General features: G+C 29.0%; 16 protein-coding genes. 4 read left to right on the top strand and 12 right to left on the bottom strand.

Annotated elements, in window-relative coordinates; translation table 11 throughout:
* Positions 1–44 precede the first annotated feature (44 nt).
* Together bshA and EYW44_RS20065 are read left to right on the top strand one after the other, a co-directional pair.
* Positions 45–1,166, top strand: coding sequence for an N-acetyl-alpha-D-glucosaminyl L-malate synthase BshA (bshA, locus tag EYW44_RS20070; protein WP_132727027.1), 1,122 nt, complete (start codon positions 45–47; stop codon positions 1,164–1,166).
* A gap of 74 nt (positions 1,167–1,240) precedes the next feature.
* Positions 1,241–2,245: a hypothetical protein gene (locus EYW44_RS20065; protein ID WP_132727024.1), complete on the top strand. Its 1,005-nt coding sequence runs from the start codon at positions 1,241–1,243 to the stop codon at positions 2,243–2,245.
* A gap of 19 nt (positions 2,246–2,264) precedes the next feature.
* On the opposite strand, the gene EYW44_RS20060 is transcribed toward EYW44_RS20065, so the two are convergent.
* Together EYW44_RS20060 and EYW44_RS20055 are read right to left on the bottom strand one after the other, a co-directional pair.
* A complete protein-coding gene (locus EYW44_RS20060) occupies positions 2,265–3,263 on the bottom strand; it encodes a transglutaminase domain-containing protein (protein WP_132727021.1) in 999 nt (332 codons plus the stop codon).
* A gap of 5 nt (positions 3,264–3,268) precedes the next feature.
* On the bottom strand, positions 3,269–3,943 hold the full coding sequence (locus EYW44_RS20055) for a carboxypeptidase-like regulatory domain-containing protein (protein ID WP_132727018.1): 675 nt from the start codon (positions 3,941–3,943) through the stop codon (positions 3,269–3,271).
* A gap of 287 nt (positions 3,944–4,230) precedes the next feature.
* Between EYW44_RS20055 and EYW44_RS20050 the strand changes: the two genes are divergently transcribed.
* Positions 4,231–6,420, top strand: a complete 2,190-nt coding sequence (locus EYW44_RS20050; protein ID WP_132727015.1) for a T9SS type A sorting domain-containing protein — start codon at positions 4,231–4,233, stop codon at positions 6,418–6,420.
* Between the two features lie 75 nt (positions 6,421–6,495).
* On the opposite strand, the gene EYW44_RS20045 is transcribed toward EYW44_RS20050, so the two are convergent.
* The 4 genes from EYW44_RS20045 to EYW44_RS20030 all read right to left on the bottom strand — a co-directional run bounded on the left by EYW44_RS20045 (position 6,496) and on the right by EYW44_RS20030 (position 14,330).
* On the bottom strand, positions 6,496–9,471 hold the full coding sequence (locus EYW44_RS20045) for a T9SS type A sorting domain-containing protein (RefSeq protein WP_132727012.1): 2,976 nt from the start codon (positions 9,469–9,471) through the stop codon (positions 6,496–6,498).
* Between the two features lie 158 nt (positions 9,472–9,629).
* Positions 9,630–10,973, bottom strand: coding sequence for a hypothetical protein (locus EYW44_RS20040; protein ID WP_132727009.1), 1,344 nt, complete (start codon positions 10,971–10,973; stop codon positions 9,630–9,632).
* Between the two features lie 200 nt (positions 10,974–11,173).
* Positions 11,174–13,087: a molecular chaperone HtpG gene (htpG, locus tag EYW44_RS20035; protein WP_132727006.1), complete on the bottom strand. Its 1,914-nt coding sequence runs from the start codon at positions 13,085–13,087 to the stop codon at positions 11,174–11,176.
* Positions 13,088–13,178: 91 nt separating this feature from the next.
* A complete protein-coding gene (locus EYW44_RS20030) occupies positions 13,179–14,330 on the bottom strand; it encodes a hypothetical protein (RefSeq protein ID WP_132727003.1) in 1,152 nt (383 codons plus the stop codon).
* An 88-nt stretch (positions 14,331–14,418) separates the two neighbouring features.
* Between EYW44_RS20030 and EYW44_RS20025 the strand changes: the two genes are divergently transcribed.
* Positions 14,419–15,426: a 3-oxoacyl-ACP synthase III family protein gene (locus tag EYW44_RS20025; RefSeq protein WP_132727000.1), complete on the top strand. Its 1,008-nt coding sequence runs from the start codon at positions 14,419–14,421 to the stop codon at positions 15,424–15,426.
* An 80-nt stretch (positions 15,427–15,506) separates the two neighbouring features.
* Here EYW44_RS20025 and EYW44_RS20020 read toward each other — a convergent pair whose 3' ends face one another.
* From EYW44_RS20020 to EYW44_RS19995, 6 genes are all read right to left on the bottom strand, one after another.
* The gene (locus tag EYW44_RS20020) at positions 15,507–17,888 is read right to left on the bottom strand and encodes an outer membrane beta-barrel family protein (protein ID WP_132726997.1); all 2,382 of its coding nucleotides are present in this window, start codon (positions 17,886–17,888) and stop codon (positions 15,507–15,509) included.
* A gap of 280 nt (positions 17,889–18,168) precedes the next feature.
* Complete coding sequence (locus EYW44_RS20015; RefSeq protein ID WP_132726994.1) at positions 18,169–18,714, bottom strand: acyl-CoA thioesterase; 546 nt, start codon at positions 18,712–18,714, stop codon at positions 18,169–18,171.
* A complete protein-coding gene (locus EYW44_RS20010) occupies positions 18,707–19,093 on the bottom strand; it encodes a 6-phosphogluconate dehydrogenase (protein WP_132726991.1) in 387 nt (128 codons plus the stop codon). Before EYW44_RS20010 ends, EYW44_RS20015 begins: the two co-directional genes overlap by 8 nt.
* Before the next feature lie 115 nt (positions 19,094–19,208).
* A complete protein-coding gene (locus EYW44_RS20005) occupies positions 19,209–19,940 on the bottom strand; it encodes a DUF6263 family protein (RefSeq protein ID WP_132726988.1) in 732 nt (243 codons plus the stop codon).
* Between the two features lie 86 nt (positions 19,941–20,026).
* The gene (locus tag EYW44_RS20000) at positions 20,027–21,337 is read right to left on the bottom strand and encodes a dihydrolipoamide acetyltransferase family protein (protein ID WP_132726985.1); all 1,311 of its coding nucleotides are present in this window, start codon (positions 21,335–21,337) and stop codon (positions 20,027–20,029) included.
* 269 nt (positions 21,338–21,606) lie between these two features.
* Positions 21,607–22,047, bottom strand: a complete 441-nt coding sequence (locus EYW44_RS19995; protein WP_132726982.1) for a hypothetical protein — start codon at positions 22,045–22,047, stop codon at positions 21,607–21,609.
* Between the last annotated feature and the right edge of the window lie 52 nt (positions 22,048–22,099).

Raw genomic sequence — 22,099 nt, 5'->3', positions numbered from 1 at the left:
ATACGTATTTTTACGCTTATAACTTTTAGAAAATTTAAACAATAATGAAAATAGGAATTGTGTGTTATCCTACGTTTGGAGGAAGTGGTGTGGTTGCTACAGAACTAGGAATGGCACTTGCTAATAAAGGACATGAAGTACATTTTATCACCTACAATCAGCCTGTTCGTTTAGATTTTATTTCACATGATTTACATTTTCATGAAGTAGCGCTTGAAGAGTATCCATTATTTCAATATCAGCCATATGAGCTTGCGCTATCTTCAAAAATGGTAGAAGTTGTAGAAAGATATCATTTAGAAGTTTTACATGTTCATTACGCTATACCACATGCCTATGCTGCATACATGGCTAAAAAAATGCTAAAAGATAAAGGTATCAAAGTAAAAGTAGTAACTACTTTGCACGGAACAGATATTACTTTAGTAGGAAGTCACCCATCTTATAAAACAGCTGTGGAGTTTAGCATCAATAAATCTGATGAAGTAACTACGGTTTCTAAAAGTTTAAAAGAGGATACATTACGTCTTTTTAATATTGAAAAAGATATTAAAGTCGTTTATAATTTTATTGACGGAACGAAATATGAAATAGCAAACCAAGAAGAATGCAAAAGAATTGCTGTTGCCGAACCTCATGAAAGAATTTTAACTCACATTAGTAATTTTAGACCTGTAAAACGAATTCTTGATGTGATTAAAGTTTTCTACAAAGTTCAAAAAGAAATTCCTTCTAAATTACTTATGGTTGGTGATGGCCCTGAAAGGTCTAAAGCTGAAGCTTTGGCAAGAGAATTAAAAATTAGTGATAAAATTCTTTTTCTTGGTAATAGTAACGAAGTAGCAAAACTTTTATGTTATTCCGATGTGTTTTTACTACCTTCTGAAGCGGAAAGTTTTGGTTTAGCTGCCTTAGAAGCTATGGCTGCCAATACTGTTGTTATTTCTTCTAATAGAGGTGGGTTACCTGAAGTTAATATTCATAATGAAACTGGTTTTTTAAGCGATTTAGGTGATGTTGATGATATGGCTAAAAACGCTATTGAGGTTTTAAAAGATGACAATAAATTATTAAAACTTAAGCAAAATGCTAAAAAACATACAAGCTTATTTTCTTTAGAAGAAATATTACCTCAGTATGAAAGCATTTATAAATCTTGTTTTTAATTAATACGCTCCTATATTAAACATTTTCTAAATAATTGCTCATTCTAATCCCTTAAACAAAATTACACTTGAAAATGAAGAAACATTACTATATTGTAGCTGTTATAGTACTATTAATTATTGTTTTTAATGTTTTTTTTGCTGAATACTTTTTGTATCAGAAAGTAAATAAAAACCCTACAGAGAAAAACTTCAGTACTTATTATGAATCATACCCTAATGGTTGGTTTAAAGAAGATGTTTTGTTTTTAGAAATTACAGAAAACAAACAAATAATTCCTATCAGAACTTTTCTAAATGATTTTCCAAATAGTGATAAATATGACAAAGTATTGGCTATAAACGAAAGCTTGTGGAATAAAGGAATTGCAAAATACAATGAGGCTATTACCTCTAAAACAGACTTAGATACAAAAGACACTAAGTTTTTTAATCATCTTCTCCAATACATGAAAAAGAAAAATCAGCATACAATTATGTTAGATTTTAACGGAGATATATCTGTTAAGAATTATGATAAGTATTCTGAAATAGTTAGATCAACACTTGACACTATTGTTTATAAAACTGATGGAAGAACAGTAACAAACAATGTAGAAGAAATTGAAGATAATTACGAAAAAAACAATTTGAGATCGTACGAAGAAAAATTTAGATATAGTTTTGAATATCGATTGAACAAATTATTTTCTAGAAACTTTATAGATGTAATTCATTTTGATGAATCATCTGAAAAAACTCCATTAAAATTATCTATTAACTATAACATTGCTAATGAAGAAGAAGTTTATACTGAAGGTGATGTTAGTTTTCCTGTTATGTGGACCTATAATAGTAAAGAAGAAGATCAAGATGATGATTTTGAAGTATATTTAATTGGTATTTCTATTGATTTTTCAATTGATATGAAGCTACCTGAAAGTAACGAAACTTTTTCTTTTAAGCAGCAAACTAGTGTTATGCAAGGAATTAATGATGTTACCACTATTAAAAATTGTTATGGAAGACTAACCAGAGGTAACTTTTACAATTTTAATGATGCTATCTTTAAAAAATTTGGAGTACCAGAAAAAGATTAAATATAACAAAGAGTTTTATTTAATTAACTTGGAGTGTATAACTTGCAACTATATCATTATTTACCTGTAAGTGAATATCATGAGTTCCTTTTCTATTAAAAGTTGCCTGAAATTTTAACTTCCCATTATTATTTTCGATGTTTTTAATCGGAATTTTATAAAGTGTATCATTTTTAAAATAGATTAATGAATACTTTTGTTTTTCAGTTACATTAAGTGTTTTGTATTCAAAATTAACTATCTCTTTCTTTTTTATTTCGGTATACAATGAAGATGGAAAAACAGGAAAAACACGATATTTAAAACTTTCTGGATACAATAGAGGTCCATTTACAAAAGAAATATCCGTTTGTTTTCCTGATAGTAACCATTCTTTGTTTAAAGGATAATGTGTTTTATTAAAAAAAACAGGATCCGTTAGAAAGTATCCATCGTTGTATGATTTAACAAAAAACTTATCACCATCCATGTATCCTGAAGACCATGTTGCATCACATAAATACCATTTATCATTCAATTTAATAGCATTCCACGAATGGTTTGCCAATTCTAAACTATTTACATTAGCAACTACAGATCTACCATAACCATCTATAATTTCACTCTCAATTCCTACTATAAAACAAAATTCCTTTATTAAATAAGCATAACCAGTACACATTGTTTTTTTTCGTTTTAACAACCTTTTATATACGGTTTTTCTATAACTCTTATTCCAAATTAAAAACTCCTTTTCACTTAATTTTCTCCTTTTTTTATTAATGGTATTAAAGGCGTTAAAATCGTAATGAATATTGTTGCAAACCCACTTATAAATAGCTCTAAATTTCTCAATATCTGTCGTTAATTTTGATGTTAATTTATGTGCTAAAAGAGGCAAATTGGTCAATTTCTGCCCCTTATTTAAACTTGCAATATTATCTGCTTTTGTAAAATCAACATGTTTAAAATCTTCTATTTGTGCATGTAAAGCAATGCTTACAAATAACCAAAGTAGGAATGCAACTTTTTTAATCATCTATGTTACTTTGTCTTTTTAGATGAATATACCTTCTTTACATCAACAGATCCCATTAAAATATGGGTATCGTTCTTCAGTTTTATATCTAATGAAATATTCGAAGCTGTTATATCATCTTTAATAACAATCTTTTTAGATTCGCATCCTATAAAACTAACTACCAACACATCTCCTTTTTTTAATAGTTTCGGAAATGTAAACTTACCATCAAAATCAGTTTCTACACCAATTGAAGTACCTTGTAATAAAACATTAGCACCAGGTAATGGATCATTTGAATCAGAAACCACTCCTTTTACTTTAATTTGTTGCTGCTGCTTAATTTGTTTTTCTGGTGATTTTACTTCTATAACAGGAGTTGGCTTACTTACTTGCGCTTGCAAGGTACTGGCACCAAATAAAGACAAACATGCAAACCCCATTTTAGCTACATAATTTCTTCTTTTAGGTTTTGTATTACCTCCATAAGTTGTTAATTGAATATTAGCAAGTCTACCACAAGTTTTTTCAGTATCATTTTGTTTAAAATAAGTAATAATCTCTTTTGTATTCATTCCTGTAAAATCAACAACTTCTTTCTCACATGAACCACAAAAACCTCCTTTATCTGTTTTTTCAAATTGATTGAAATTCTCTTTGCATGGTTCTTTAATCTCTAAATTAAATTGTTCTCTCATAGTATAATATTTATTTGATTGATATGAATCAAACTTATGATTTGATATACTATTTAAAAACAAACAATGAGTAAAAGAGCCTTTTTAACAAGGAAAAGATGGCTTTTAATTAGTAAAACAGAACTTTCTTTAATACTAAAAAGAAAATCACCTCTAAAAAAATCACATATTTAATAATTTTCACACACTAAAATTGTTAATTTATTAAATTTTAACTAAATTAGAAATCGAATTTATTATGCATGCATAATAAATATCATTTAATTAATTAACCTAAACCCTTCAAAATGAAAACTAAAAAATCGTTTTTTAGTAACAATCTTCTGTTGTTCACATTTTTTTTAACCACTAGTATTTTTAGTTACGCCCAACAAGTAATTAATACCACTATTCAACATGATGGAAGAACAAGAAGATATCGTCTTTACATTCCTCAAAGTTACGATGCAAGTAAACCAAGTCCATTAATTTTAAACTACCATGGTTTTACAAATAACATTGATGTTCAGTATAATCAAAGTGCTTTTCAGCAATTAGCAGAAGACAATCAATTTATTTTTGCAACACCACAAGGTCTTGGATTTTTAGCTGGCTGGGCAATTAATAATAGTTTTGGTGGTAATCAAGATGATGTTGGATTTACCAATGCTATGATTGATCAAATTGAAAGTCAATACAACATAAACCCGAAACGTATTTACGCCACAGGTTTCTCTAATGGTGGTTTTTTTAGTTATAGACTTGCATGTGAATTAAGTAACAGAATTGCTGCTGTTGCCTCTGTTGCTGGTAGTATGACTAGAGTTTGGATTGACAATAACCAATGTCAACCTCAACACCCTACAGCTGTATTACAAATTACAGGTAGTAATGATAATGTTATTTCTATTAATGGAAATGGATCCAATGAACCTATTAGAGATGTTATGGAATATTGGTCAGCTTTTAATAATGGAGATTCTTCTCCTGATGTTATTGATTTAGGCAGTGGTTCTACCCGTTCTATTTGGGATAATGGAAATAATGGAGTTACTGCAGAGTTTATTAGAGTACAAAGCAAAGGTCATAGCTGGAATGGTGGAAATGTAAACACATCTCAAGAAATCTGGAATTTCTTTTCTAGATTTGATATTGACGGTGCTATTGGTTCAACTCCTCCTCCACCTCCTCCAGGTGGATGCACAACTACAATTACATCTTTTCCTTATGCTGAAAGCTTTGAAGGGAATATTGGAAATTGGAAACAAGATAATTCTGACGATTTAAATTGGATTGTTAACTCAAATGGCACACCTTCTTCTGGAACTGGACCTAGTGCTGCAAACGATGGTAACTCATACATTTACATAGAGGTTTCTGGTAATGGTGATGGATACCCTAATAAAAGAGCAATATTAAATTCTCCTTGTATCGATTTAAGTAGTTTAGCTACTCCAACACTTTCATTCAACTATCATATGTTAGGTAACGCTGTTGGAAATTTATCTGTGGAAGCCAGAACTAACAATACTGGTAGCTGGACATCTATTTTTAATATCAGCGGTTCACAAGGCAATAATTGGAATCAAGCCAATGTTTCGTTAGCTTCTTATAGTGGTGAGGCAAGTGTGCAATTAAGAATAAATGCTGTTTCTGGTACTAGTTGGCAAGGTGATATTGCTATTGACAATCTTTCTATTAATAGCGGTACAGGTACTCCTCCAGATTCAGATTGTGATTCTTTAAACTTTAATAACTTTACTGTAAATGGTTTCTCTAATCAAGATAACGATGGTGATTTTTCTGTAAGTGCTGATGGATCTTCTATTGTTTTAACAAATAATACTTGGAAGTATGTTGACTTTGATTATGTTGTGACTCCTGATACTGTGATTGAATTTGAATTCAGTAGTACTTCTGAAGGTGAAATTCATAGTATTGGTTTTGAAGATAATAATACATTAACTTCTTCTCGCTATTTTAAAGTATTCGGAACTCAAAATTATGGAGTTACAAATTTTGATGATTATTCAGGTAGCGGAACTAAAACTTATGCAATTCCTGTTGGTGATTCTTACACCGGTTCAATGGACCGATTAGTGTTTATTAATGATAACGATGCTGGAAGTGGAAACAATTCTACATTTTCTAATGTTAGAATTTATGAAGGTTCATGTGGTAACTCTAACATTATTGCTAGCAGATCTGCCAAAAGAATTGATGTTTTTGGGAATGAAGATGAAAATGAAACTACCATCTCAATGCAACCAAATCCTACTGTAGATTTATTCTCTATTACTGTAAACTCAAAAAGTAATGAAAAAACTACTGCTTCAATTTTCAATCTTTTAGGTCAGAAAAAGTATGAAACTAGCTTAAATTCTGGAACAAATAATTTCTCTGCAACGAATTTATCTCTTTCTCCTGGAATTTATATCATTCAAATTCATTCAAATGGAAATAAAGGCATTATTAAAAAATTAGTAATTAAACAATAATATATCTTTCACATATAAAAAAAAGCTCTCTTTGTTTCTACAAAGAGAGCTTTTAAATTATAGATATAAAGAGAATTACTCTTTAATAAACTTTTTAACTCCTACTCTATTATTCTCAGATGTGATCTTCATTAAATACATTCCTTTTGGTAAATGAGAAACGTTAATAGAAGTCTCTTTTGTTTGTAATATTTCCTTACCTAATAGATCAACTATTTCTATTTCTTTAACTACAGTAAAATTGTTAGATTTAACTGTTAAGAAATCTTGGACTGGATTTGGAGAAACTATTAGATTATTACTTAACTCTTCGTCATTAATACTTGCTGTTGCAGAACAGTCTTCACTATAGTTTGCTGTACTATCTTTTCTCCATGACGAATTATTATCTGCAAAATCTTTATCATCAACTTGAATACAAGATAAACTAGTATTTCCGCTAGCATTCAATTCATTTAAAATAGTATTATTATCATTTTTAACGTTTAAACTTTCCAATAAGTTATCTCCACAATTAACATACAATAATTCCTTATTATTACTTAAATCTAACTCAGTAAGTTCATTACCTAACAAAAATAGATCCTTTAAATCGACATTTTGAGACACATCAATACTAGTAATATCATTTAATCCACAATAAAACCTAGTTAATTTAGTATTTCCTGTTATATCTATTTCTGATAACTTATTATTTGTTAAATCTATAAGATCAATTAATGTATTTGATAATAAATTTACATTTTCTATTAAGTTTTCACTAGCAAATAACTCAATTAAGTTAATATTATCAACTAGATCTAATGAAGTAAGTTTGTTGTTATAAACTTCTAGTTTTTTTAGATTTTGACAATTAGATAGGTTTATACTAGAGATTTCATTACTATGAACATATACTTCTTCTAATGAAGAATTAGTAGAGAAATCTAAAGTAGTTAAGCCAGAATTACCAAAAATAAATTGCTTTAATTTAGTTAAACCAGAAACATCTATAGAAGTTAAAAGAGTACTACCTAAACCTCTCAATCTTTCTAATTCAATGTTATTTGTTACATCTAAGTTTTGAATTTTAGTATTATCAAAATCTAAATCTCTCAATAATATATTATTAGACAAGTCTAAATTTTCTAATTCATTATCTCCACAACTTATCCATGTTAAATCTGGATTATTGCTAACATCTAAAGCTGTTAACTTATTATTTCTACAAACTAAGTTGTATAAACGAGGTAAATTAGATAAATCTATCGACGAAATATTATTATTTAAAATATGTAATCTTCCTAAATTGGTATTATTAGACAAGTCAATACTCGTTATATTATTATCTTCACAAAATAAATCATCTATATTATAAAATTCTTCAATACCTGTTAAATCGGAAATATCACTACCTGCTACCGATATTGCTCCTTGATAATTTCTTGCTTCATATAACTGAATTTCATCATCTGAATTTACATTTATATCAATTTCTGCGATTAACTTTTCTTTAAAATTACTATCAGGTATTATAAGAATATTATCTAAACTACAATTATCACTATACGCTGCTTTAGTATCTTTTTGCCAATAATAACTTTCAGGAGGTGTAAAATTATCATCAAGCTGAATGCAGAATAGATTTGGATTATTAGCCAAAAAAGCTGTCACAAAATTTACGTTATTACCATTTTTTAAATTTAATTGACTCAAATTATTGTCTTCAACACTTATATGAGTTAATTTTTTGTTGTTACTGATATCTACTGATGTAATTTCATTATAACCTACTTGAAAAGTCACTAAATCTTCAAGGCTTGAAACATCAACAGCTGTTAAGTTATTATCTCTAAGATCTATAGAACTTAACTTCGTATTATTGCTTACATCAATAGAGGTTAAATTATTATTACGTAATAAAATTTGAGTAAGATTTATATTTGAACTAATATCAATATTTGTTAATTGGTTATTATCTAAGTACAATTCAGGTAACAATGTACAATTTGAAATATCTATTCTAGTTAAATTATTATATCCAGCTCTTAAGGTTGTTATATCACTATTAGCTATCAAGTCTAAACTTTCTATCTGATTACTTGAACAATTCAAATAGTTTAATTTTGTACAGCTACTTACATTTAAGCTTGTTAAATTACCGTTTTGTAAAAACAGTTCTTCTAATAAAGTATTATTTGATAAATCTATACTGTTTAATGAAGTATTACCAGCACTTATGTCTTCTAATTGTGGACAATTGGTAATGTTTATTGTTGTTAAATTAGAATTATTCCCACAAAATAGTTTTACTAATTTTGTGTTTTTTTCCAAATTTAGTGATGTGATATTATTCTCTTCGCAAGATAGCTCTCTTATATTTACAAAATACTCTATTCCTGTTAAATCAGAGATATTTTTATTATTTAAACGAAGTGCATTCAATGCACTCTCAGCTTCAGAAACTTGAATTTCCCCATCACCACTAGTATCAAATGTAGGAGAATAATTTAATAAAGCATTTTTAAAATTAGCATCAGGAATATTTACTATTTCCTCAACTGGTTCAACTACCTTCACATCGTCAATTAAAACCGTAAAGCCTTCACTATCGAAAGTAGCTGTAGAAATACTAAGATCATAATCACCTGTTTGATCAGGTGTAAATGTAGTACTTACTTCAATCCAATTATTGTTAGAAGCAAATCGATTACTAGATATTGTAGTAGCACTACCTGATCTTATTATTCTTAAACTTACTGGATGGGTACCTCCGAAATTTGAATCTACATACTTAAACCGATACGATACATTGTACTCTACGTTCATTTCCATAGGTACTTTTGCAAGTATTTTAGGTCTAATATCATCAGCTCCAATTGTTAATGTTGCTGATGAACTTCCTTCTACTACATCTGTTGTGTTTTGAGAAACATTATTCTCTGTAATCCAATCGTCAAGAGTTGTTGCGTCTGTCCAATTTTCTACTCCTCCGTTAGGTACTAAGTTTGTTTGGGCTTTAACAAATAAGCTAACAAATAATAAAAAGGCAAAAGTGTAAATTTTTTTCATAGTTAAATGGGATTTTTAAGAAGTTGCGAATTTAACTAAAAATTTTAATTAATTAACATTCTTCCATTTACAAAGAAAACTCTCACATTATTTAACAAAAATAGGTTTACAAAGTACACTACGTAAACCTATTTTTTAATCAAGAATTCTTATTTACTCTATTGCTTAGAGAGCTTTCTTGAATTTCCTTTATCATCATTTAAAATATAAAATCCTGTAGGTAAAGATTCAATTAATTGTTTTTCTTCTAATGGATTTCTAACAGTCTCTTCTTTTAATTTTACTCCTTTTTGAGAATAAATTGACAATCTTTTTACTGAAAAATCTAAAAAATCATCGTACTCACAAATGAAGTTTTGTACAGTAAAATCTGATTTTGAAAAAGTATCTCTATCACTAAACTCTCCTACTCTTAATCTTACTATATACACATACTTAATAGTTCCTTCATCATTAAATCGATAAATTTTACCTGCTACTAATCGACTACTTCCTCTTGACTGACTTACATTTAAATCCATACGGCTTCCTGCTATACTTGGATTTTGATTACAATAAATGTTTTGAGCTGTAAAAAAGCTAGTTCCTAAATTTCTAGCATCGTATGAGTAGGTGTCTTCACAAATAATATTTTGAATACTAAAATCTGACTTAGAAAAAGTATCTCTATCACTAAACTCTCCAGTTCTTAATCTCACTATATATACATACTTAATAGTTCCTTCATCATTAAATTGATAAATTTTACCTGCTACTAATCGACTACTTCCTCTTGGCTGGCTTACATTTAAATCCATACGGCTTCCTGCTGTACTCGGATTTTGATTACAATAAATATTTCTTGCTGTTGAAAAACTAGTACCTAAATTTCTAGTATCATATGAATAAGTATCTTCACAAATAAAGTTTTGTATGCTGAAATCTGACTTTGAAAAAGTATCTCTATCGCTAAATTCTCCAGCTCTTAATCTTACTATGTACACATACTTAATAGTTCCTTCATCATCAAATCGATAAATTTTACCTGCCACCAATTGACTACCTCCTCTTGGTTGACTTACATTTAAATCCATACGGCTTCCTGCTATACTTGGATTTTGATTACAATAAATGTTTCTTGCTGTTGAAAAACTAGTTCCTAAATTTCTAGCATCATATGAATAAGTATCTTCACAAACAAAATTTTGAAGATTGAAACTAGAAAATAAATAAGAATCTCTATCTGTAAAAGAAGTACTGTTTTTTCTACTGATGTATATGTAAGTAGGATTGTCATCATTATTAAATAAATACATTTTTCCTACAACTAATTCTTCATGATTTCCATCTGAAATTAAATTAATTCTACTCTTTGGTAAAACACTCAAGTTTTGATTGCATAAAGTATTTTTTGCTGAACTGTAACTTGAACTTAAATACACAATTTCATAACCTAAGTCTATTCTGTGAGCAAAAGAAAGCAGCGAAAATAAAAGACTAAATAGTAAAAAAGTTTTTTTCATAATTATTGATTTTTAAGGTTGATAATCCATCCTAAATTATCTTTAATAATTAGCTTTCTTGTTAACTTCAAGTTACCTTAAAATCAAAGGAAGTTTATTTATAATCTTTTAAAGTTAACCTCCTGCTTACTCAAAAAGAAAAAGCTCTCTTTGTCATAAAAACAAAGAGAGCTTTTTATAATTGTATTAATAAATATAACTTACTTAATTAAGTTATAACTTCTTTTAATAAAGTTTGTTAACTCTTCACCATGTAATAAGTTTTGAGATAATTTAGCTAAATCAAAAGCTTGAGAAACTAATTCTTTTTGCTTTTCTTCATCAGCATTTAGGATATCAGAAACTAACTCATGATTAGTATTCACTACTAAGTTGTACATTTCTGGCATGTTACCCATTCCCATCATACCACCACCTCCAGTAGCACTCATCTCTTTCATACGACGCATAAATTCAGGAACCGTAATTAAAAATGGAGAAGACGAAGAATCCATAGCCTCTAACTGAACTGTGTAACTAGAATTGTTTACAGCCCCCTCAATAACTGGCTTTAATTTCTCTTTTTCTTCATCAGAAAGTTTAGAAATTACTGTATCATCTTTCTTAATTAAATTATCTACATGATCAGCATCTACACGCTTAAATTGAATTTTAACATCTCCTGAAGAAGTTTCTAACTTCTGCATTAAATGTGAAATGATAGGAGAATCTAATAATAATACTTCGTAACCTTTAGCTTTAGCATCTTCAATGTAACCATGTTGTGCATCTTTGTTAGCTGCATATAAAATTACATGGTTTCCATCTTTATCTGTTTGAGCATCTTTTGTTTTCTCTACTAATTCATCAAACGTAAAGAAAGTATCGTTTACAGTAGGATATAATGCGAACTTTTTAGCTTTATCGAAGAATTTTTCTTCAGATAACATTCCATACTCAATAATTACTTTAATATCGTTCCATTTTTGCTCAAAATCAGCACGATCTTTTTTGAATAAAGAACTTAATTTATCAGCTACCTTTTTAGTAATATACCCTGAAATCTTCTTAACCGCACCGTCTGCTTGTAGGTACGAACGTGATACATTTAAAGGAATATCTGGAGAATCAATAACACCTTTTAACATCTGTAAAAAGTCTGGTACAATTCCCTCTACATTATCAGTTACAAAAACTTGGTTTTGGTATAACTGAATTTTATCCTTCTGCATATCTAAATTCTGACTTAATTTAGGGAAGAATAAAATACCAGTTAAGTTGAATGGATAATCTACATTTAAATGAATGTGGAATAAAGACTCTTCAAACTGCATTGGATATAACTCTCTGTAAAAGTTAGCATAATCCTCAGCTTCTAAATCAGCAGGCTTTTTAGTCCAAGCTGGCTCAGTATTATTTATAATGTCATCAACTTCAATTTGCTTGTGTGGCTCAGTAGTTTCTTTACCTTCAGCATCAGTAGTAGTTTGAGGTGTAAAATCTGGATCGTTTATTTTTTTTGTTCCAAACTTAATTGGTACTTGGTTAAAGCGATTATACTTTGTTAATAAACCTCTAATTTTACCATCCTCTAAAAACTCTAATGAATCTTCAGCAACATGTAAAATAATTTCTGTACCTCTGTCAGTTTTATCATGTTCTACTAACGTATATTCTGGAGAACCATCACACGTCCAATGAGCAGCTTTTTCATCTTTAAATGATTTAGTAATAATTTCTACTTTATCAGCTACCATAAATGCTGAATAGAAACCTAAACCAAAATGACCAATTACACCAGTCTCATTTTTATCATCTTTATATTTTTCTAAAAACTCTTCAGCACCAGAAAAAGCAATTTGATTAATGTATTTTTCTACCTCATCAGCAGTCATACCTAATCCTTGATCTTTTATGCTAAGTGTTTTGTTTTCTTTATCTATACTAATTTCTATTTTAGCATCTCCTAATTCAACTTTAGCTTCGCCAATAGAAATTAAGTGTTTTAATTTAGTAGTAGCATCTGTTCCGTTAGAAATTAATTCACGTAAGAAAATTTCGTGATCAGAATACAAGAACTTTTTAATTAACGGGAAAATATTTTCAACCGATACATTAATATTTCCTTTACTCATTTTATTGTTGATTTTTTATTTTAGTATTTATGTAGAAATTGTAGTCAAAAAAAATACCAAAATAAAACTTATGACAAGATGACATAAATATTTAAAATGAACGAAAAATTTCTGATATTCTTACAGGAAATTCTAAACCAACTTCTTCGAATTTCCGACTATTTTGTAATTCTAAAACTCTTTTCTGATCTGGATCGTTGTTGGTTCTATAGTAGGTTCCTCTTAATTCAGTATTAACAAAATCTAGATCATAAGATAATTCTATATAATCTTTAAACAATATATCTTTATTAATTTCTAGTTCTATCTTAGAATGTAATCGAGTGGTTCTATTTTTTATTAACGATCTGGATATTTCATTTCTTAACTGAAAAAAATCTGTTACTTTATTATTAACTAAACAAGAGTCTCTACCATACACTTTATAAGTAAATACAGTATCTATTTTATTGTCTGGGTATTTTTCACAATATTCACAGGATACAATTTTGTATGCAGCATCTTTAAATTCATCAAAATTTACTATTGACTTTTTTAAGTAAGCTACCTGTTCATTATTTTCTCTTGTTAACTTAGACATAAATTGAACATTATAGCCCAGCTTCTTAAATTTATGTAAAATCGGTAACACTTGATTTATTACTATACGTTCATCAACATAAACTGAAAGTAATTCTTCTTGTACGTGTTTAATTTTTGTTTGTTGTTTTATTACTTCATCGTTAAAAAGAAAAAAAATTGAATCTTTTCTTTTACCTATAATCAATTCATTCTTTACTTTTAAAGGAGATACAGCGAAATCTGACATTTTGTTTTCTACCAATCTAAAATCTTCTGTAATTTGCTTCAACTTTTGTTTAAAGTATTCGTCACTTGTAATACAATTTTTTTGAGGTATCAATTTTAATGTATCTATAGTACCATCATGCATTTCATTAGTCATATAAATAATCCCTTTTTCATCAATACTATATTGTGCTGAATAATGAAAATCTACCCATGGAGAAACATGAATTAAACCTCTAGAAAAATAAATTCTTGAATAAAAACAATTGGTATCTGATTTGACACAAACAGGCTCATTTATTTTCATTCTATTTCCGTCAATATTCCATATTTGAAATTTATTGTATTTATCAGACCATTCTAAATGATAATGATTTTCTAATTTTGGAGTATTACATCCAATAAAAAATGATACAAAAACAATAAAGATAAAAATAGGGTGTAAATACTTTCTCATAATTTTTTAAGTTTCTTTTTTAATAACCATAAAAGTAGTAATTTCGTGGGTCTAAATTACGCAAACAACTAATTTATAACTAAATAATATGTATAGTTCAAAGATTACAGGTTTGGGATATTACGTTCCTGAAAATGTGGTTACTAATAACGACTTAACACAGTGGATGGAGACCAGTGATGAATGGATACAAGAGAGAACTGGTATTAAGGAACGTCGTTGGATTGACCCAAAAACTGAAGACACAACGGCTGTTATGGGAGCTAAAGCTGCTAAAATAGCTATTGAACGAGCTGGATTAACTAAAGATGATATTGATTTTATCATTTTTGCCACGCTAAGCCCTGATATGTATTTCCCAGGTGGTGGAGTGCAAATTCAAGATTTATTAGAAATGCCTACTATTGGAGCATTAGATGTTAGAAATCAATGTTCTGGTTTTATATATTCTTTATCTGTAGCTGATCAGTTTATTAAAACTGGAATGTATAAAAACATTTTAGTTATTGGTTCTGAAAATCACTCAGGTGGTTTAGAAAGATCTACAAGAGGTAGAGGCGTTACTGTTATTTTTGGTGATGGTGCTGGTGCAGCTGTTTTATCTAGAAATGAAGAAGAGGGTAAAGGAATTTTATCTTCTCACTTACACTCAGAAGGTAAACATGCTAAAGAATTAGCTTTAATTGGTCCTTCTACTAATCGTTGGGTTCCTGAAATTATAGCAGACAATGATCCTGATGATGTTTCATATTTCCCTCACATGAATGGTCAGTTTGTTTTTAAACATGCGGTTGTTCGTTTTTCTGAGGCAATTATTGAAGGTTTACAAGCAAATGGATTGCAAAAAGATGATATTGACATGTTAATTCCTCATCAGGCAAACCTTAGAATAGCTCAATTTATTCAAAAGAAATTTGCTTTATCTGATGACAAAGTATACAACAATATTATGCGTTATGGTAATACTACAGCAGCGTCAATTATTATTGCTTTAACTGAAGCTTGGGAAGAAGGCAAAATAAAAGATAACGATCTAGTTGTATTAGCAGCATTTGGTAGTGGATTCACTTGGGGATCTGTAGTTATTCGTTGGTAACAAATAAAAACTAAATAGAAATAATAAAAAGGCTTACAAAATTTTGTAAGCCTTTTTTATTTTATGTCTTTGTCTTATTATTAAAGTAATCCTTTCTGCTTTTCATTACTTTCTCTATGCTTTCTATCTCTAGCTTTATTTTTGCCACTTCCAAAATTATATGAAAACCCTATGTAGATAACATCAACTTCTAAATCGTAATTTATATTTTGATTAAATGGATTGTTTGCTATTAAATCGTAATTATAAGCATCAAAAATATCGGTACCTCTTATGGTTAAGCTACCATTATCATTAAATAAAGAAAGTCTTGCTGAAGCATTAAAATATGTAAAAGGTTCAACTGTTTGCTGAACACTCACTCTTCTTCCATTATGAACAGCATCAAACTGTAAACTTAATTTTTTATTTATTTTAAATGAATTCCCTAAACGACCTTTAGTATTTGAATTGGTAATTTCTTCAAACCTATTATTAATAAAACCTTGCGACTTCTGCACATACGTCTCAACAGAAGGTCTAATAGTCCACCAATTAGAAAGCTTATAACTAGCAGACACGTCAATTCCATAATTATCTGCAAAATCATAATTTGTAAATGTACGTATTTGGCTCTGTGGATTTAAAGGGTCTGTCTCTATTAGTATACCTATAACATCGCTCGATCTTCTATAAAAAGTACCTAGAATTAAGTATCCTTTATTAAAGTTCTTTGTATAATTAAACTCAATTGAGTTGGTAAACTGTTGTAATAAATTAGGATTTCCTATTGATGATACTAATGGTGAATAAAATTCAAAAATAGAATAGACGTGATAAACTGAAGGTCTATTTACTCTTCTACTATAATTTAACTGAAAAGAATCATTATCTGTTACATTATAAGTTAAAAAAGCGGATGGATATAATGAAAATATATCATCTTTAATTTCTGAATTCCCTTGAGTTGTATTATTGAAATTAGCTTCTAAATTTAACTGCTCAGCTCTTAAACCTGCTTGGAAAGAGAATTTACCTAGCGTTTTACTAAAATTAGCATATCCTGAAAATATACTTCTTTCATATGTCAAATCGGTATTCCCTACAGCTTGAGTAGTAGTAGAATTTACCATAACTTGCTGGTTTGTTGCTATTTTATTATCAATATTTTGATTTCTAAACTCTAAACCTAATTCTAACTTTCCTTCTTTAATTGGCTTGGTATAATCTAAGTTAGCAAGTAAAATTTTTCTCGTATGCGATATATCAGAATCAAAATTTAATATAGAGTTAGTATCTAAAAAATCAGTGTTATTAGCTTTCTCAGGCTCTCCATAAATACTATAATTTAATTCTACTTCTAACTCCTCTCCTTTATCATTAAACTTGTGTAAATAATCAATATTATATGCTTGATCTCTGTAATTATATTCAGAAAAATATGCTGTACTCGAAGCTAACATATTATTTTCTAAAATAAACGTTTCAGTAGTAAAATTAACATCACTAAAACGCTGTGTTCTATAAAATGATAATACATCACTTTTACCTAAATCGATATCGGCTCCAAACCTAAAAGTATGATTATTTGGAGTTTTTGATAAGAAATCTAAATTTTGAAAGAAATCAATATCTTTTCTATCGTAAGAAAAAACAGTCGCATAATCTCCAAAGTAAAAATTATAATCTCCATAAAAATTTATGTTTCCTGTTTTGTAATTTGCTTCAATTAAAAAATCGGGTCTCGTATGTTTACCTCTTTCTACCCCTAAAGTTACACTACCATTAAACCCTATTTGAGTATTCTTTTTCAATACTAAATTTATAAGTCCGCTCATTCCTTCTGGGCTATATTTAGCTGACGGATTTGTAATTAACTCAACTTGTTTTACATTATTAGAACGTATTTGTCTTAGCAATTGAGCATTGTCTAAATTAGAGGGTTTACCATCTATTAACACAGTAACATTACTATCTCCACGCATACTGACAATCCCAGCAGCAGGATCAACATCTAAAGTAGGAATATTTTGAAGCATCTGTAAAGCATTGGTACCAGAGGCTGATAAATCATTTCCTATATTAATTATTTTTCTATCTATTTTTTGAGTTACTGTTGTGGTAGTCTCTGCGTTAACTTCTACTTCATCTAACTTGGTATCACTTTCTTTTAAAAATAAAACTCCAAATGCAAGCTTTGGCTCTTCTTCAGAAAGAGTTATTGTTTTGTTGATAGTTTCGTAACCTATAAACTTAAAACTAACATGTAATTTTGCTAATGGTAATTTAGATATTAAAAACTTACCCTTTTTATCAGTTATAATTCCTGTAATAACTTTATTACTTGTGTCTTTACAAGTAATAGTTACATAAGAGATTGGTTCTTTAGTAGTTGCATCTATAATAGTACCAGACAAAGTTCCTTCTTGAGAAAAAACTTTAAAAAACATAAAGAATACAAGAAATGTGATAAATTTCTTCATGATTCATTTTGAACATTCGGTTAATTATGTCAAATGTAAAGAAATGAAATCAAATAGAAATATGTTTACTAACTAACTTTTTTCTAATTTATAGTATTTTTTTTAGTTACCCAACACTACCCGCTGATTAACAACAACATAAACTAAAACAAAAAATAAAAAAAAATTACTCAAACTCTATTTTTTTTCAAGAATTGTCATCAAATATGATCCTATTCATAAAAAATTAACAGACTCAAAGTAATTTCCAAAGTTTTTAACAAAAAAGAATGAATTATTGTTATAATTCAATCTTCACATTATAGTTTTGTAAATCATTTAAATAATTATCAGGCATAAAGTCATCACTATCAAACTCATCTTGCCTATTTTTCTTCATTTCAATACGTTTAACAGCTTTTAAAAATCTCCTTACTTCTAAATCGCTGTTAACAATTAAACCAGGAACAGGCATACTTTTTCCTTCTTCATTTTTAGCTACCATTGTAAAATATGAAGAATTACAATGATTTACTTTTCCTGTTTGAATATTCTGTGATTCCACTCTGATTCCCACTACCATTGAAGTGCGCCCAACATAATTGATAGAAGATTTTAGCGTAACCAACTCCCCTACTTCAATAGGATTCAAAAAATCTACAGTATCTACTGATGCTGTTACACAATAAGTTCCGGAGTGTTTAGATGCACAAGCAAATGCTATTTGATCCATTAAATTTAAAATATATCCTCCGTGAATTTTTCCACTAAAGTTTGCATGCGAAGGCAACATTAATTCCGAAATAGTTAACCTTGTATCTTCTACGTGTTTAAATGTATTATTCATCTTTCTTCTGTCTTAATCCACTAAAATGAGGAGAACTATCTTCCTCTACCTTTAATATAAAATATTTTGTATCTCCTAACCAAAAGAACTTTCCAAAACGCTCTGTATAAGTTAACTTAACATAACGACCTTGAAAGTCTTGTAAATTTTTAATAGCTTCCTTTTGACCGTCTTCTACAGAAAACTTAAAAATTTGAGCTCCTGAAATACCTTGACTTATTTCTCCTTCCCATGTTTTAAACATAATTCCTTTTCTACTAAATTTTATCAGTTCTCCAGAACGAACTCCTTCACTATAAGGCACATAATAAATTACAGCATAATATATGCTTGCCAATAGAAAAATTCCTAATAAAATTAAAGCTAACGTTTTTTTCATTTAGTAATTGTTTTACAATTAAATCAAAAATACATCAAATTATAAAAGTAAAAAAGCAACACCTAAACTCAATAAGTTTAAATGTTGCTTCTTGTATTTATTATGGTCGGTTCAACTACATCTTTGTAGTTTCAACATCTATTTTAGTAGACATTTTCATACCACTCACTTCCATATTCATTGTTAAGTTAGAAGTTATAGGCATTCCGTTGCTCACATCTAACTTCATTTTACCACTAATATCACCTTTACCAAGTCCTGCTAAAGTTCCATTAACATCTAAATCTACATTTGTAGCTGAGATTGCTACCACTTTGTATGTAAAGTTAAACTCTAGTCCATTTTCATTTTTAGTAGCATTCCAAGTATCTCCTACCTTTACTGCCTCTTTTGGATAAACTATGTTTGTTTGATTACCAATGCCGTTTGTTGTTGGTGAACTTGGTGTTATTTTAGTTTCTAATACATTACCTAATTCATCTGCTTTAATAAAAATAACCGTTTTTAAAGCTTCGTCCATTTGTGGCTTCATCATCTTTTCCATTTGACCAAGCTCTTCTTCTTTTTTACTTGAATCGTAATTAATTACCATTCCAGATTGTTTCATATCTGCTACAATTTTTTGAATGGTTGCTTCTGCTGAATACACCCCGCCAACTTCATCTTTAATTTCTTGCTTCATTACAAAATTCATAGCAATAGAATTTGAGTTCCCCATATCATTAAACATCTTCATTTTAATTTGATAGGTCTCTCCTTTGTTATACTTATAACGTAATAAAACTTTTTCTTGAGAAAAGCTTATTGTTGTAACTAACAACAATAAAGCAACTAGTATTTTTTTCATTTTTATATTTACTTTAAACTGATGCAAATGTATATAAAAAAAGTGGAGCTAAAATTAACTCCACTTTTAATATTATATTGATTTTATTAGAAATCTTGATTTGCATCCCAAGCTTCAACAATATCTTTAAATGTTTTTATAAACATACCTCCTAAAGCTCCATTTACCACTCTGTGATCGTATGAATGAGAGATCATCATTTTATGACGAATTCCGATTAAATCACCATCAGGAGTTTCAATTACTGCTGGTTTTTTAACAATTGCTCCTAAAGCTAAAATTGCTACTTGAGGTTGGTTTATTATAGGTGTACCAGTAATACTTCCGAAACTACCAACATTTGTTACTGTATATGTACCTCCTTGAATTTCGTCTGGTTTTAATTTATTAGCTCTAGAACGAGTTGCTAAATCATTTACTTTTTTAGTCATACCAACTAAACTTAATTCATCTGCATTTTTAATTACAGGAACAATTAAGTTACCATCTGGTAAAGCTGCTGCCATACCTAGGTTAATATTTCCTCTCTTAATGATTTTATCACCACTAACAGAAATATTAATCATTGGATGCTTTTTTATAGTTTGCGCAACTGCCTGCATAAAAATAGGCGTAAACGTTAACTTTTCTCCTTCTCTTTGTAAGAAAGCATTCTTAACTTTATTTCTCCACTTTACTATATTAGTAACATCTACTTCTATAAAAGATTGAACATGTGCAGATGTTTGCACAGAATCAACCATGTGCTTAGAAATAAGTTTCCCCATTCTACTCATTTCAATAATTTCATCCTCTCCACTCATAGAAACTGGTGGCGTTTCTACAACTTTCTTAGGCTTTTCTATATCAAACTGAATTGCTGGTGTAGCTTGTTTTGGTTGGCTTGTTCTGTTTTCTAAATAAGCTAAAATATCTTTCTTTGTTACTCTACCTTCTTTACCTGTACCAGAAATAGCATCTAATTCAGCTACTGAAATGTTTTCTTTTTGAGCAATGCTCTTTACTAATGGCGAATAAAAACGATCGCTATTTGAAGTATCAATAGGACTTGCTACAACTTCTTCTGCTTTGTTAATAACAGTTTCTACTTCTTTTACTACTTCTTCAGAAACAACTGCTGTTTCGCTAGTTGCACTAGCAGCTGCTACTTCTTCTCCTTCTGTTTCTATAATGGCGATTGTTTGACCAACCTGAACCACTGCATCTTTTTCGAATAAAATTTCTACAAGCTTTCCTTCTACTTCACTTGGTACTTCACTATCTACTTTATCTGTTGCTACTTCTACAACAGTATCATCCATCTCTACTGTATCTCCTACCTCTTTTAACCATGAAGTAATTGTTGCTTCTGCAACACTCTCTCCCATTTTCGGAAGTTTTAACTCAAATCTTGCCATAGTGATATTTGATTTAATTCGATTGCAAAAGTAATAAATTCAGGCGACTTTATTTTAGTAAATTCAATCTAAATCTAGAATTAATTTAAAAATAACATAAAAAAACACAAAAAACGAACCTGTTTTTTGTGTTTTTAATAAAAGTATATTTTTTAAAGAATTTATTAAAATACAACGGGTTAAGTAAACATCCTTATTCTTTAAAACGTTGCTATACCTTTATTTATATAGCAAAAAAAATCCAGAATTAAATTCTGGATTTTTCATTTTTATTTTTTGAATAATTGCGTAATATCTTCTTTTGTTAATAAGCGTGATACTTTTACAGCATTTTCAGAACTTCCGTCTCCTTCTGTTTGTTGGATTTGTAAAAACGCTTCTCCATCTTCTCTACTATACTTTAACCATACAATTTCTCCATTTGCTTTCATTTTTAATGGATCTCTAGGAACATCTTCAAAACCTTTCATTAAAATTTGGTAAAGCTTATCCAAATCATTGTCTAAGTTTTTAAAACTAAAGTTTACATATTCATGCCCAATAGCATTGATATTTTTATAAAAGAAATTGTATTCATTATCTCCAATTTTCTCAAGATAAACATAACTTATCTTACCTACAACTTCACTTTGTTCTGTTTCTACTAATTCAATTTGTGCAGATACAGATACCGATGCTAATAACACCAAACCTAAAACCAGTTTTCTCATAAATATTTTGTTTTTGGGAATTTAATATTTGTAAATATATTCATAATTCACA

Source organism: Tenacibaculum sp. M341, from assembly GCF_004337695.1.
Taxonomy (GTDB): Bacteria; Bacteroidota; Bacteroidia; order Flavobacteriales; family Flavobacteriaceae; genus Polaribacter.
The sequence above is the reverse complement of the archived record's forward strand: the minus strand, read 5'-3'. Positions and strand labels throughout refer to the sequence as shown.

What these genes read in the sequence shown, in the direction of transcription:
- EYW44_RS20065 (WP_132727024.1), top strand. Translation starts at nt 1,241, where the DNA reads ATGAAGAAACATTACTATATTGTAGCTGTTATAGTACTATTAATTATT.
- bshA (WP_132727027.1), top strand. Translation starts at nt 45, where the DNA reads ATGAAAATAGGAATTGTGTGTTATCCTACGTTTGGAGGAAGTGGTGTG.
- EYW44_RS20045 (WP_132727012.1), bottom strand. Translation starts at nt 9,471, where the DNA reads ATGAAAAAAATTTACACTTTTGCCTTTTTATTATTTGTTAGCTTATTT.
- htpG (WP_132727006.1), bottom strand. Translation starts at nt 13,087, where the DNA reads ATGAGTAAAGGAAATATTAATGTATCGGTTGAAAATATTTTCCCGTTA.
- EYW44_RS20040 (WP_132727009.1), bottom strand. Translation starts at nt 10,973, where the DNA reads ATGAAAAAAACTTTTTTACTATTTAGTCTTTTATTTTCGCTGCTTTCT.
- EYW44_RS20055 (WP_132727018.1), bottom strand. Translation starts at nt 3,943, where the DNA reads ATGAGAGAACAATTTAATTTAGAGATTAAAGAACCATGCAAAGAGAAT.
- EYW44_RS19995 (WP_132726982.1), bottom strand. Translation starts at nt 22,047, where the DNA reads ATGAGAAAACTGGTTTTAGGTTTGGTGTTATTAGCATCGGTATCTGTA.
- EYW44_RS20000 (WP_132726985.1), bottom strand. Translation starts at nt 21,337, where the DNA reads ATGGCAAGATTTGAGTTAAAACTTCCGAAAATGGGAGAGAGTGTTGCA.
- EYW44_RS20060 (WP_132727021.1), bottom strand. Translation starts at nt 3,263, where the DNA reads ATGATTAAAAAAGTTGCATTCCTACTTTGGTTATTTGTAAGCATTGCT.
- EYW44_RS20015 (WP_132726994.1), bottom strand. Translation starts at nt 18,714, where the DNA reads ATGAATAATACATTTAAACACGTAGAAGATACAAGGTTAACTATTTCG.
- EYW44_RS20020 (WP_132726997.1), bottom strand. Translation starts at nt 17,888, where the DNA reads ATGAAGAAATTTATCACATTTCTTGTATTCTTTATGTTTTTTAAAGTT.
- EYW44_RS20005 (WP_132726988.1), bottom strand. Translation starts at nt 19,940, where the DNA reads ATGAAAAAAATACTAGTTGCTTTATTGTTGTTAGTTACAACAATAAGC.
- EYW44_RS20010 (WP_132726991.1), bottom strand. Translation starts at nt 19,093, where the DNA reads ATGAAAAAAACGTTAGCTTTAATTTTATTAGGAATTTTTCTATTGGCA.
- EYW44_RS20050 (WP_132727015.1), top strand. Translation starts at nt 4,231, where the DNA reads ATGAAAACTAAAAAATCGTTTTTTAGTAACAATCTTCTGTTGTTCACA.
- EYW44_RS20030 (WP_132727003.1), bottom strand. Translation starts at nt 14,330, where the DNA reads ATGAGAAAGTATTTACACCCTATTTTTATCTTTATTGTTTTTGTATCA.
- EYW44_RS20025 (WP_132727000.1), top strand. Translation starts at nt 14,419, where the DNA reads ATGTATAGTTCAAAGATTACAGGTTTGGGATATTACGTTCCTGAAAAT.